Here is a 13623-nt window from a genome sequence, read left to right as displayed (position 1 = left end):
TTTCACCCCCCCCGCCGTTGAACAATACTATCGAACGGCGGAAACCCCTGCAACGCATCGTTTCAGCGGCGGGCGGGGACAAGCCCCGCCCCTACGTCGTGCTGCGCAACCTGAGTTACTTGATAATTGAAGAAACGAAAGCCGCCGCCGCGGCCGGGGCATCATCCGTGCCCTCCAGTGCCTTAATCAGGGCCGAGCCAATGATGGCGCCCTCGGCGTGTTGGCAGGCTGCATCAAAGGAATGCTTATCTGAAATGCCGAAGCCCACGAGGCGCGGGTTGCGCAGGTTCATGTCAGAAATCCGCTGGAAATAAGCTTCCTGCACGCCTTCAGCCTGGGTATTAGCCCCGCCCGTGGTACCGGGCCCCGATACGAGGTAGAGGAACGAATCGGTCAGGTCATCGATGCGGCGGATGCGCTCGGGGGCAGTTTGGGGCGTGATGAGGAACACCGGCCGCAGGTTGTGGCGGCGGAAGATGTCCTGGTACTCGGCCACGTAATCGTCAAGCGGCAAATCAGGCAGAATCACGCCATCGACACCAGCGGCGGCGGCCTCGCGGCAGAAATTTTCTACCCCGAACTGCATCACCGGGTTGAGGTAGCCCATGAGTAGAATCGGCGTGTTGGGGACCTGCTCACGCACGTCTTTCAACTGTCCGAAAAGCACCCGCATGTTCATGCCGTTCTGCAGCGCCACGCTGCTGCTGGCCTGAATCACCGGCCCGTCGGCCAAAGGGTCAGAAAACGGCACCCCGATTTCGATGACATCGGCTCCGGCGTTGGCGAGGGCCCGCAGAATGGGAACGGTACTTTCAAGCTGCGGATAGCCGGCCGTGAAGTAGATGTTGAGCAGCTTTTTATCCTGCTGGAAGGCGTTCTGGATTCGGTTCATGATTGGGGATAATCTGTTCTCCTGTGCGGAACACAGGAGAACAGGATATTACATCAGGTCCTGCTGTATGTATGTTTCCAGGTCTTTGTCGCCGCGGCCCGATAGGTTAATGACCACCACATCGTCGGGGCCGGCACCGATTCGGTCGAGTACGGCCAGCGCGTGGGCCGTTTCGAGGGCCGGAATGATGCCTTCGAGGCGGCTGCATTCCACTACCGCTTTCAACGCGTCGTCGTCGGTTACGCTGATGAACTGCGCCCGGCCGGCATCAGCCAAAAACGCGTGCAGCGGCCCGATACCGGGGTAGTCGAGGCCCGCCGAGATAGAGTAGGGCTCAGTGATTTGGCCGTCCTCATCCTGCATAAGCAGTGTGCGCGAGCCGTGGATAATGCCCGGCTTGCCCAGCACTGAGGTAGCCGCCGAGTGCCCCGAATACACACCGTGTCCGGCCGCTTCCACGGCCACCAGCTTCACTTCCGGATCTTCCAGGAAATGATAGAACGCCCCGGCCGCGTTGGAGCCACCGCCCACGCAGGCTACCACATATTGCGGTAGCTCGGAGCCGGTTTTTTCCAGCAACTGCTTGCGCATCTCCTCACTAATAACGGCCTGCAGGCGCGCCACCAAATCGGGGTACGGGTGCGGACCGACTACCGAGCCGATAATGTAGTGGGTATCAACGGGGTTTGAAATCCAGTCGCGGATGGCCTCGTTGGTGGCATCCTTCAGCGTTTTGCTGCCGCTACTGGCGGGCCGCACTTCGGCGCCCAGCAGGCGCATGCGGTACACGTTGGGCTTCTGCCGCTCCATGTCCACCTCGCCCATATACACGATGCACTCCATGCCCATCAGGGCGCACACGGTGGCCGTGGCCACGCCGTGCTGGCCAGCGCCGGTTTCGGCAATGATGCGGGTTTTGCCCAACCGCCGGGCCAGCAGAATCTGCCCTACCGTGTTGTTGACTTTATGGGCCCCGGTGTGGCACAAATCCTCGCGCTTGAGAAACACGCGGGTGTTGTACTTAGCCGACAGCCGCTTGGCCTCGAACAGCGGCGTGGGCCGGCCCACGTAGTCGCGCAGCAGCTGCTGGTACTCCTGCTGGAACGCCGGCTCGGCCATAATGGACAGGTATTGCTGGCGCAGCTCTTCCACGTTGGGGTAGAGCATTTCCGGGATGAAGGCGCCGCCGAACTGGCCGTAATAGCCGCGTTCGGTAGGTTGCTGGTAGGTTGGAACAGTCATGAGTGAAGCAATGATGCGATGAAAGATGCGGGCCAGGATAAGCCGGCGCTTGATTGGGAGGGCCGGTAGTTATAACAACTCGTTGGACGTGATTTCGGCCGGAGAAAATTGCTGCCTCTCCAGCTGCTGCTCGTAGAGCCAAGTCAGATAGGTCTGCACTTTATCAGAATCCATTCTGCCCCAGGTGGCTGCAGTGCCGTAATAGGGGCCGGTATGGCGCTGGCTTTGCAGTAGCAGCTCGGGTCGGCGGTCGGCTGGTGGCACCCATTTTTCTAGCAGCACTGCGGTTTCGGAGGGATTGGCTTGGGCAAACAAGAAGCCTTGCTTGGTGGCCTGCATGAACTTCCGGTAGGCATCGGTACGCGCCCGCAGCCGCTTTTCTGAAGCCATAATAACCGGCGAATAGCCATAAGGAATCCCGTAGTCGGCCAAGCGAAAGCTAGTGAGAGGTACCCCGCGCAACTCCGCTTCCACGCCTTCCCAATTATCAAAAATCCAGGTAGCATCGGCCTGGCCAGTCAGCAGCGTATTCCAGATATCGAGCTTTTGCGGGTAGGTGATAACCAACTCGCCCAGACCACCGTCGTTGCGCACCATCTGCCGTACAATTTGGTCTTCGTAGCGGGCTCGGTACGAGGCGTACGTCCGGCCCGCAAGGTCTTGGGGCGAACGGATATCGTCGCGGCGCAACGTCACGATGCTGCTCAGGTCCTCAGTCAGCAGCGCCGCAACGGCCAGCGCATCGAACGGCTTAGCTTTGGTGCGGTAGCTGATGATGCTTTCCAGCGGGCAGAGTGCGAAATCGGCCTGCCCCAACTCCACCTTCTTGGCTGGTGTGAGTGCATAGTTGTCTGTGTCGGGCGTACCAATTGTAAGGACCAGTCCGGCCGCCTCATACAAGCCCTGCTCCTGGGCCACAATAAAGCCCGAGTGGTTGGGATTGACGGTCCAGTCGAGGGCAATAGTCAGCTTATCCATGCGGTTTTAGTTGGCGGCAGAAGTGGTTGAAGCGCGGGCTGCACTGGCAGCGGACGCAGGCAGAGCAGCTGAACTGGGCCGCAGATCGGCGAAGAACCGGCGTAGAACGGCCGCATCTTTGAGGGCCGGCGCGGTTTCGAAGCCGCTGTTTACATCAAACCCGTACAGGCCCGGCAAGCGCAAGTGGGCCAGTTCGGCCACCATACTGGGGCCGATGCCACCGGCCAGCAGATACGGTACGGGCAACGCATACTGACGCAGCAGCTCCCAGTTGAAGCGGGTGCCGTTGCCGCCCGGCTGGGGTCCGGCCGCATCGAACAGGAAGTAGTCGCACACCGCCGTGTAGGGCTCCAGAACAGCGAAATCAACTGCCTCGCCCACCGCAAACGCTTTGATGACACCCACGCCACCTGCCCGCAACTCGGCGCACTGGGCCGGAGTCTCACTGCCATGCAGCTGCACTAAATCGAGGCCGTAACGACACACCTGCCGCAGGATTTCGGCCGTGCTTTGGTCGACGAATACGCCCACTTTACGCACGCTGGCCGGCAGACTTTTCAGCAGCTCCTGCCGCAGCTCCTCGCCCACAAAGCGCTTGGACTGGGGAGAAAAGATGAAGCCGATAAAATCGGGTTCGAGGCCGGTTACTTCCAGAATATTGCCAGCCTGCCGCAGGCCGCAGACTTTCAGACGCAGGGGGGCACTAGTTGCAGTTGCCATAAACAGTGGTTTTGAAGAGCCAACCGGGACAGTGGCAGCGAAGTTCAGGGACGAGTACGGCGGCAGCGCCTTACAACTGCTGCACCAGTGCGGCGCAGGCCTGCTCGGGCCGGGCGTGGCGCATAAAGGCCTCGCCCATCAGAAAGCCCCGGTAGCCCACCTCGCGCAGCGCCCTGATGTCGGCAGCCGTGTTCAGGCCACTTTCGGTCACTTTCACGTACTCGTCCGGAATCTGGCGGGCCAACTCGCCCGAGGTGTCGAGGCTCACGGCGAAATCGTGCAGGTTGCGGTTGTTCACGCCCACCAAGCTCACGGCATCGGGGTGCAGCGTGTCGGTCAGCTCCTGCTCGTTATGGATTTCGAGCAGCACCTCCATCCCAAGGCTTTTGGCCAGCCGGCCCAGGCGTAGCACTTCCTCGCCGCTCAATACGGCCGCAATCAGCAGCACGGCATCGGCCCCAAGGCTTTTGGCCTCAATTATCTGGTACTCGCCCACCACGAAATCTTTGCGCAGAATGGGGCAGAAATTGTAGCGCCGGGCCGTGGTCAGATCCTCGTTTTTACCGCCGAAAAACTCGGTATCCGTGAGCACCGACAGTGCCGAGGCACCCGCCTGCATGTAGCCCAACGTAGTGCGCTCGACCGGCGCGTAGGCGTTGATGACGCCCTTGCTCGGCGACTTACGCTTGAACTCGGCAATGATGCCGCTCAAATCGTCGCGCAACAGATAGTGGCGCAAACTCAGCGGCTTAGCCTCCATATACAGGCTCTGCTCCAACAGCTTTAGTGGCACCAGGCTCTGACGGTCGGATACTTCGCGGCGTTTGTGGGCAATAATTTTATCGAGAATGGTCATTTTTTTAAGCTTTTAGCTGACAGCTGTTAGCTGTTGGCTTGATGTTCATTGGTTTGAACGAACGTGTATGAGTTGAATCGAAATCAGAAGAGCGAAGGATCTGTCAGCTAACAGCTCTCGGTTAACAGCGTAAGGGCCTTTCTTGCCCTTCCTGAATCCAGCGACTCTTGCGCGGCAGCCAGGGCTTCGGCAAAGCTGAAATCCGGCTCGCGGCAGGTAATGGCCAGGGCAGCGTTGGCCGTTACCACGTCGCGCTGGGCGCGGGTGGCGCGGCCTTCGAGCACATCAACAAACAGACGGGCCGACTCGTTGGCGGTCTGGCCGCCGGCCAGCTCTTCGGGGCGGGTGGCGCTTAGGCCCAAATCAGCGGCGGTGGCTACCCGCTCGCCGGCGGGCGTGGCCAGCTTGGCGGCCCCGGTTAGCGAGAGTTCGTCGTAGCCGTCAAGAGCGTGTACCACGGTGTAGTGGGCATCGGTTTGCTGCATCAGGTAATGATAGATGCGCAACAACTCCAGGCTGAATGTGCCGGCCACCTGGAAGCGGGGCCGCACCGGGTTCACGAGCGGGCCCAGAATGTTGAAGAAAGTACGTACGCCCAGCTCGCGGCGCACCGGCCCGGCGTGGCGCATGGCCGGGTGGAAGGCCGGCGCGTGCAGCACGCAGATATTCGCCCGCTCCAGCTGCCGTTTCAGCCCGTCGTTATCGGCGGCCAGGTTCACGCCCAACTCGCGCAGCACATCCGACGAGCCGCACACCGACGACACGCCAATGTTGCCGTGCTTAGTGACGTGGTAGCCCGCGCCCGCCACCACGAAACAGGCCAGCGTGCTGATGTTGAGCGTGTCTTTACCGTCGCCGCCGGTACCCACAATATCAATCGTGTCGCGGGTGCCCAGCTCGGGGTCGCGGCTCAAACTCAGCAGCGCGTCGCGGAAGCCAGCCAACTCGGGCACCGAAATCGGGCGCATGCGGTACACGCTCATAAAAGCGGCCATTTCGGCGGCGTTGGCTTCGCCCTGCCCGATGCGCAGCATGGCCTCGTGGGCCTCGGCGTGCGTGAGGAGTTGCTGGTCGAAAAGTTGGGCAAGAATATGTTTCACAGAATCACAGATGTTGCAGATGATTGGATTTCGCAGATGTAGGGCGACGCGGTTGGCCTGATGGGTTATTTCAGCCAGTTGGCCAGCATCTGGTGGCCGTGTTCGGTGAGGATGGATTCGGGGTGGAACTGCACGCCGCGCACGTCGTACTCGCGGTGGCGGAAGGCCAGCACTTGGCCGTTCTCGTCTAGGGCCGTTACTTCCAGTTCGGCCGGCATAGTTTCGGGCCGCACGCTCCAGGAGTGGTAGCGGCCCACTTTAAAGGTGTCGGGCAGGTCGTCGAACAGGCGGTCGGGGGCCGTCAGGCGGGCATCGGTGGCAAGGCCGTGCAGTACCTGGGGCAGGTTGTACAGCTCGCCGCCGAAGCTTTCGGCCAGCCCCTGATGGCCCAGGCAAACGCCCAGTATGCGTTTGGAAGATGCGTAGCGGCGGATGATGGCCGGCATCAGCCCGGCATCGGCGGGCAGCCCTGGCCCCGGCGAAAGCAGCACGGCATCGTAAGCCTCCACGTCGTCGAGTGCCAGCTGGTCGTTGCGGCGCACAGTCACGTTGTCGCGGTGACCCAGCTCGCGCAGCACTTGCACGAGGTTGTAGGTGAAGGAGTCGTAGTTGTCGAGAACGAGAATGTTCATGTCGGAATTCCGGAGGAATGATTGTCTAAACAGCTTCTGCCTCGGCCAGGGCTTTGCGCAGGGCGGCCAGCTTATGGTGGACTTCCTGCAGCTCAGAATGGACGTCGGAGGCGGCTACCACGCCGGCCCCGGCTTGGAAGTAGAGCCGGCCGCCGCTGCTGAGAAACGAGCGAATCATGATGGCGTGGTTGAAGTCGCCGTTGAAGCCCAGGTGGCCGATGGCGCCGCCGTAATAGCCGCGGGCGGTTGGTTCCAACTGGTCAATCAGCTGCATGGCTCGGTGCTTGGGTGCGCCCGAAAGCGTGCCGGCCGGGAACGTATCGGCCACCACTTGCAGCGAGTTGGTGCCCTCAGTCAGCCGGGCCCGCACCTCGCTTACCAGGTGGATAACGTGCGAGTAGAACTGGATTTCGCGGAAAGTTTTCACCTCCACCGCGTCGCCGTGGCGGGCCAGGTCGTTGCGGGCCAGGTCTACCAGCATTACATGCTCGGCGTTTTCTTTGGGGTCGTCGGCCAGCTGCCGGGCCAGGGCAGCATCCTGCACGTCGTTGCCGGTGCGCCGGAAAGTGCCGGCAATCGGAAACAGGCTGGCCTCGCGGCCTTTGATGCGCACCTGGGCTTCGGGCGAGGAACCGAAAATTTTGAACGCCCCGTAGTCGAAGTAAAACAGGTAGGGCGAGGGGTTGATGGAGCGCAGCGCCCGGTACACGTTGAACTCGTCGCCCGAGAACCCTTGCTCGAACCGCCGCGACAGCACAATCTGGAACACGTCGCCCAGGTTGCAATGCTTCTGGCCCTGCTCCAGCACCGCCAGAAACTGCTCATCGGTCTGGTTGCTCTGCTCCTCCCCTTCGGTTTTAAACTTGAAATCGGGCAGCGACGGATTCCGGATCAGGTTGACGAGCCGCGTGAGGCCGTCCTCATCCACCTTTTCGCCCGCCAACGTGTGCTCGAACACATACAGCTCGTTGCGGAAGTGGTTGATGGCAATAACGTGGCGGTAAGTGCCATAAAGCATATCCGGCATCGGACCGGCAGGCTGCTTCTCCGGGTTGAGGGTGAGGTCCTCGAAAGACTGTACCGCCTCGTAGCCTAGGTAACCGAACAGGCCGCCGGTGATAAAATCGTGGCCCGTATCCTCGGTCTGGAAAGCAGCGGCAAACGCCTGAAGCCGTCCCAGCGCCTCGCGCGGCGAGGCCAGCATTTCGGTTTCCACCACGTCGCCCGGCAGGCGCAGCGTCAGCTCGGAGCCCCGTAGCTCGAAGCGGGCCAGCGGGTCGAAAGCGAGGTAGCTGAAAGCGTTCTGCTGACCGTGGTAGTCGGAGCTTTCGAGCAGCAGGCAGTTGTCGTACCGGTCGCGCAGCCGCAGATAAAGGCCAACCGGCGTTACGGTATCGGCCAGAATGCGGCGGGAACGGGTAGTAAGGGAATAGGATTGCATGCGCGGGCTGGTTGCGGTGAGCAGGAAAAAGGCCGGCGCCGGGCACAAAAAAACCCGGCGGGCGGCCGGGTTACATCTGGAGCAGTTGCGAAGATCAGGATTCGATTCTAACGCACGCACAGGTTGTCCCGTCCGGAATTTCCGTAGGGCCACCACCAAGCTTGCATCATCGTCGAAGTACTCATTGCCGAAACAGGATTTGGGGCGTTGAACGCTGCAAAGCTACCAACGGTTGGGTTACGCGCAAGAAAAAGCCCGAATTTTTTCAGCAGGCTGTAGAAACGTCTTTCAAACCGTAGCGAAGAATGACGTTTCTACAGCCTGCTCATTAACAGGAACTGCCTACTCCTTCACCAGCGCCTGCCGGCCCTGCAGCGTGCCGGCCGTTATCTGCAGCTGGTACACACCGGCGGGCAGGTCGCTCACATCAAGCACGGCCCCCGATTTAAGCTTTTCGCGCCGTACAGTGCGGCCTCGCACATCCACAATTTCCAACCGGGCACTACCCCGCACCTCGGCGGGCAGCAGCACCGTGAGGCGGTTGCGAACAGGATTAAGATAGGCACTGAACGCCAGCCCAGCTACCGGCCGCCCGGTCGCGGTTACCACGGCTGGCTGGCTCAGCCATTGGTAAGCCGCCGCAAACTCCCGCTTCCAGAACCACTCGGCATGCTGGCCATCGGGCACCGCCTGGTAGCTAAGGTTGGTAGCCGGCACGCCAGCTCTAGCCAGCGAATCGTGTACGGCCCGCATCAGCGGGGCCATGGTGGCACTTTCGTTGGCTCCGGCCACAAAGTAAAACCGCGTATCGGGCCGCGGCGGGTGCTGGCTGATGTAGGTGAACAACGGCTGCTGAGCAAACCAGAAAGCCGGCGAGAAAACACCCACCCGCCCATATACCAAGGGGTATTTCAGGGCGGCGTAAGTCGAAATCAGCCCGCCCATGCTGCTGCCGGCCACACCCGTAAACTCGCGGCCCGTAAGGGTGCGGTAGTTGGCATCAACGTAGGGCTTAAGCGTTTGAACCATAAAGTCCACGTACTGGTCGCCCTGGCCGCCGCCGTATTGCGGATTGCGCCAAGGCGAAAGCTCGTTCAGCCGCTCGGCCCCGCCATTATCCACGGCCACCACAATGCTGCCGGCGGCGTCGAGTCCCTGGGCCTGCAGCTGGCTCAGCGTCTCATCCACACCCCACTCGCCCGAAAAGCTGGTGCAGGCGTCGAATACATTCTGGCCGTCGTGCAGGTAAAGCACCGGGTAGCGCTTGGCAGGTGCCAAGGCGTAGTCGTTGGGCAGGTACACCCAGATGCGGCGGGTGCGCCCCAGCTGCGGCATGGCAAACGACTCGCTGATGACGCGCACGTTGGGCTGCAGGGCAGTGCTTTGGCAGGGCGGTTGCGGGCCGCCACCGGTCAGGTCTTTCCAGCCACTAACGGTCAGGCTTAGCGTAGCCGGAGCGCCGCTTAGCGTATGGCGGCGGTTGGCTACGTCTTGGCCCGCCGCATTGGTTTCGACGGTGGCCCAGGAGCCACGGGTGAATTTGAACTCTACCGGCCCGGTGAGAGTGGCCGGCAGGATCAGCTCATAGGAGCCATCGGACTGCCGGACCAGGGCATGCGCAAGGCTGGCGGGCGTCCAGCCATTTAAAGTGCCCGCCAGAAATAAGCTGGCATCGGCAGGCGTGGCGGCCGGTACGGTGGTGATGCGCACGGTGGTTTGGGCACCGGCATAGAAAGCAGGTAACAGCGTTACTATGGAAAGCAGCAGACGAAGCACAGGCGAAACGGTTGGGTGGCAGCTGGGTGAATTTGTAGCAAGCTACGCCCTAATCGGCAGGTAGCAGGAACAGAGAACGGTAGCGGTAACGAGCAGGCTAAATATTGGGTTTCAAGGCATTTTGGCATCCTGTATTTTTCCGGGAAAATTCATTTGGCACGACTGGCCGGAAGCACCGGTAGTGGGTGAGTAAGCTCTCACCTACACCTCTTGGCCATACTGGCCGCAGTGTGTCCGGATTACTCAGGACTGCAACGATGGGCGACTCGCAAAATCCTAGGTTATGTACAAATACAACCCCTTACATGCTGCCGTATATGCAGCAGAATACCACTACTGCGTTGACTTAAACTTTTCCTCTATTTGCCATATTCAACCATCTTCTGGCGGTAAGCATGCTACTCTGAGTAATGCAATAAACTAATATCAATCAATCCAGCATCAATTCAACAGCTGAATTACACTTGATTCAGCCTTTTATTAATCTTCCCATCATAAAACTTCAACTATTTGCCAACTAAAAGCTACCATCCGGTAATACCAAGCAACACAGCACCTATTATCACCTCTTTTAGTACCTGACTATCGCCGGCTTCCGCCTTTCCAAACATGCTGATTCCAGGCGCGTTCGAGCGCCAAACAGGCAAAAACATACTGTATCAGTGGGTCCTTGTCGGCTGCTCATACTCATCCCTGCCTAGCATCTGAATTGCCAGATACCTCAAAATGCAATTATAACTAAACCGTTTTGGGCATAGCAAAGCTCAGATTTATGGTATGGGGAGGCTTATCTTGCGGTGTTTCTGCGTATTTTGATAACCGTATGGGCTGCCTCCGGCAACGTTGCGGTACATATGCAGCCGCTACGCCGACCAACGGCTTATGGCCGTGGTCGTCATCCGAAAAATTCCCATTCCGTCCGAGAGCGGACAACCTCATCTCAACCTCTAATAATTTTCACATGAAAAACCCTTATCTGGCGAAAGTGGTACTGCCACTGCTGTGCGCAGGCGCGGGCATCAGCAGTGCCTATGCGCAGGGAATTGGTACGGTCAGCGGCCGGGTGCTCGACGAGAAAGGCGAAGGCCTGCCGGGCGTAACGGTGCTGATTGATGGTACCTCCGTGGGCGGTTCTACCAACGGCGACGGTACATTCCTGATCCAGAACGCGCCCACTGGTCCGCAGACGCTCGTTATTTCGTTCGTCGGGTTCTCTACCCAGCGCAAGGCTATCAGCGTAGCTGCCGGCCAGAATACGGCTGTGCCCGCCCTAACTATCTCGGAAAACACTACTCTGCTCAACGAGGCAGTGGTAGTGGGCTACGGCACCCAGCGCAAGCAGGATGTAACCGGCTCGGTTGCCACCGTATCAGAAAAGGAGTTTGTAAAGGGCCAAGTAACCAACCCCGAGCAGTTGGTGCAGGGCAAGATTGCCGGCGTCAGCATTACGACCGGCGGCGGCGCTCCGGGTGCGGCCTCTACGGTGCGTATCCGCGGCAACTCCTCGCTCAATGCCAACAACGACCCGTTGTACGTGATTGATGGCGTGCCGGTGGACAAAGGCGGTATTTCGGGTGCCAGCAACCCGCTCTCGCTTATCAATCCCAACGACATCGAGTCGGTAACGGTGCTCAAGGACGCCTCGGCCACGGCCATTTATGGTAACCGGGCATCCAACGGCGTTATTCTGATAACCACCAAAACCGGCCTGCCGGGCGAGAAGCTAACGGTTAACCTGTCGTCGCAGACGTCGGTTTCGCAACGCTTCCAGGAGTACGATGTCCTGAATGCCGACGAGTTGCGGCAGATCGTTCAGGAGAATGGTTCGGCTTCGCAGGCCGCCACGCTGGGTACGGCCAACACCAACTGGCAAAAGGAGATTTTCCGCACCGCCGCCACCTACGACAACAACATCAGCCTGACCGGCTCGGTGGGCAAGCTGCCCTTCCGCGTTTCTTACGGCAACCTCAACCAGGACGGTATCGTCATCACCAACAACCTGAAGCGGAACTCCGGCTCCATCAGCCTCTCGCCGGTATTGCTGAACGACCGGCTGAAGGTGAACGTGAACGCCAAGGGCACGCGAGTAGACAACCGCTTTATTGGTAACGGCCAAGTAGGCGCGGCCGTGCTCTTCGACCCCACCCAGCCCGTATTCGGTACCGGCGAGCAATATGGCCTGTACGGCGGCTATTTCCAGTTCCTGCAGCCCTCGGGTACGCCGCTGGGCCTGGCCCCCAGCAACCCGGTGGCCTCGCTGCGCAACACCAACAACATCAGCACCGTCGACCGCCTGATTGGCAACGTGCAGCTCGACTACAAGCTGCCTTTCGTGGAAGGTCTGCGGGCCAACCTCAACCTGGGCACCGATGTGTCGAAGGGCGAGGGCTCGACCACCAATCAGTCCACCGACTTCGGCAACTTCAACCCTGATGCCATCGGCAATGCCGGCCTGAACGGGCGCTACAGCCAGTTCAACCAGCGCAAAATCATGCAGCTGCTGGAAACCTACTTGGCCTACGGCCGCAACTTCGGCGACACGCGCTTTGATGTGCAGGGCGGTTACTCCTACCAGACCTTCGTAAACAAGGGTGACAGATTCCTGGACCGACGCTTCGACCGTACTACGCTGGTAAACCCCGAGGATACGCTGATCGTACCGGGTTATTATTCCAAGCTGGTATTCCTCTCTTACTTCGGCCGTACTACGCTGAATGTGAAGGACCGCTACCTGCTTACGGCTACCATACGGAATGACAACACCTCGCGCTTTGCGCCGGGCAACCGCAGCGGCTGGTTTCCAGCCCTGGGCCTGGGCTGGCGCCTGAAGGGCGAGGGTTTCTTGGCCGACAACACCACCATTTCTGAGCTGAAGCTGCGCGCCGGCTACGGCCGCACCGGCCAGCAGGACATTGGGGATGCATATGATTACCTGCCCCGCTACGTGCTGGGTAACGCTGCCGCCCAATACCAGCTTGGCGGGCAGCCAGTTATCACCTACCGCTCGTCGGGCTATAACAACGAGCTGCGCTGGGAAAATACCACTACCTGGAACCTGGGCCTCGACTACGGCTTGTTCGATGACCGCATCACGGGTGCCATTGATGTGTACGAGCGTACATCCGATGACCTACTGGCCAACGTAGTTGTACCGGCCGGCGGCAACCTCACCAACCGGCTCAATGCCAATGTTGGCTCGCTGCGCAACCGGGGTATCGAATTTGTCATCAACGGCTCGGCTGTGCGTTCGCAGGATTTGAATGTAAACCTGAACTTCAACCTGGCCTACAACGAAAACGAAATCACCAACCTGGGCCGGCAGGAGCCCGGCTTCACCGGTTACGAAACGGGTGGTATTCCGGGCCGTACGGGTGCCAGCATTCAGCGGCAGACGGTGGGCTTCCCCATTAACTCATTCTATGCGCAGCAGCAGGTGTACGACGCCAATGGCCGGCCACTACAGGGCGTGTTCGTCGACCGCGACGGTAACGGTACTGTTACACCCGATGAGAGCGACTTCTACCACTATAAGCAGCCGGCCGCACGCCTGACGCTGGGCTTCACGCCCTCGGTGGGCTACCGCAAGCTGAACCTGAGCATGCTGTTGCGCGCCAACGTGGGCAATTACGTGTACAATGGCGTGGCGGCCAACTTGGCCAACTTCGCCAATGCTAACAGTTCGACTGGCTTTGTAACCAATATTCCACGCGATATTTACAATACCGGCTTCACTACGCAGCAGGCATTTTCTGACTACTATCTGCAGAACGCTTCCTTCCTGCGGGCCGAAAACATTACGCTCGGCTATAATGTAGGTAAGTTGTTCAACGACAAGGCGAACCTTCGGTTGAGCGCAGCGGTTCAGAATGCATTCCTGATTACGAAGTACGATGGCATCGACCCCGAAATTTCGGACGGCATCGACAACGAATTCTATCCCCGGGCCCGCACGTTCACGTTTGGTCTCAACATCGGCATCTAAATTC

Annotated in this window: 10 protein-coding genes; 1 reads left to right on the top strand and 9 read right to left on the bottom strand. The window is 59.7% G+C overall.

Annotated features, from left to right (window positions below; genetic code table 11):
• Positions 1-115 precede the first annotated feature (115 nt).
• From trpA to HW556_RS12060, 9 genes are all read right to left on the bottom strand, one after another.
• The gene (gene trpA, locus HW556_RS12100) at positions 116-892 is read right to left on the bottom strand and encodes a tryptophan synthase subunit alpha (protein WP_176900305.1); all 777 of its coding nucleotides are present in this window, start codon (positions 890-892) and stop codon (positions 116-118) included.
• A 48-nt stretch (positions 893-940) separates the two neighbouring features.
• Positions 941-2134, bottom strand: coding sequence for a tryptophan synthase subunit beta (gene trpB / locus HW556_RS12095; RefSeq protein ID WP_176900304.1), 1194 nt, complete (start codon positions 2132-2134; stop codon positions 941-943).
• 69 nt (positions 2135-2203) lie between these two features.
• Positions 2204-3112 carry an ABC transporter substrate-binding protein gene (locus HW556_RS12090; protein ID WP_176900303.1) on the bottom strand — a complete coding sequence of 303 codons (909 nt, stop codon included), beginning with the start codon at positions 3110-3112 and terminating at the stop codon, positions 2204-2206.
• A gap of 6 nt (positions 3113-3118) precedes the next feature.
• A complete protein-coding gene (locus HW556_RS12085; RefSeq protein WP_246289631.1) occupies positions 3119-3832 on the bottom strand; it encodes a phosphoribosylanthranilate isomerase in 714 nt (237 codons plus the stop codon).
• 70 nt (positions 3833-3902) lie between these two features.
• On the bottom strand, positions 3903-4688 hold the full coding sequence (gene trpC / locus HW556_RS12080; protein ID WP_176900302.1) for an indole-3-glycerol phosphate synthase TrpC: 786 nt from the start codon (positions 4686-4688) through the stop codon (positions 3903-3905).
• A gap of 107 nt (positions 4689-4795) precedes the next feature.
• Positions 4796-5788, bottom strand: coding sequence for an anthranilate phosphoribosyltransferase (trpD, locus tag HW556_RS12075; RefSeq protein WP_176900301.1), 993 nt, complete (start codon positions 5786-5788; stop codon positions 4796-4798).
• A gap of 65 nt (positions 5789-5853) precedes the next feature.
• Positions 5854-6420, bottom strand: a complete 567-nt coding sequence (locus HW556_RS12070; protein WP_176900300.1) for an anthranilate synthase component II — start codon at positions 6418-6420, stop codon at positions 5854-5856.
• Positions 6421-6445: 25 nt separating this feature from the next.
• The gene (locus HW556_RS12065; protein WP_176900299.1) at positions 6446-7861 is read right to left on the bottom strand and encodes an anthranilate synthase component I family protein; all 1416 of its coding nucleotides are present in this window, start codon (positions 7859-7861) and stop codon (positions 6446-6448) included.
• 342 nt (positions 7862-8203) lie between these two features.
• On the bottom strand, positions 8204-9637 hold the full coding sequence (locus tag HW556_RS12060) for an alpha/beta hydrolase-fold protein (protein WP_176900298.1): 1434 nt from the start codon (positions 9635-9637) through the stop codon (positions 8204-8206).
• 961 nt (positions 9638-10598) lie between these two features.
• Between HW556_RS12060 and HW556_RS12055 the strand changes: the two genes are divergently transcribed.
• Entirely contained in the window at positions 10599-13619 is a 3021-nt protein-coding gene (locus HW556_RS12055; protein ID WP_176900297.1) for a SusC/RagA family TonB-linked outer membrane protein, read from the top strand.
• Positions 13620-13623 lie beyond the last annotated feature (4 nt).

Source organism: Hymenobacter terrestris (assembly GCF_013377905.1).
In the GTDB taxonomy this organism is placed as follows: domain Bacteria; phylum Bacteroidota; class Bacteroidia; order Cytophagales; family Hymenobacteraceae; genus Hymenobacter; species Hymenobacter terrestris.
The sequence above is the reverse complement of the archived record's forward strand: the minus strand, read 5'-3'. Positions and strand labels throughout refer to the sequence as shown.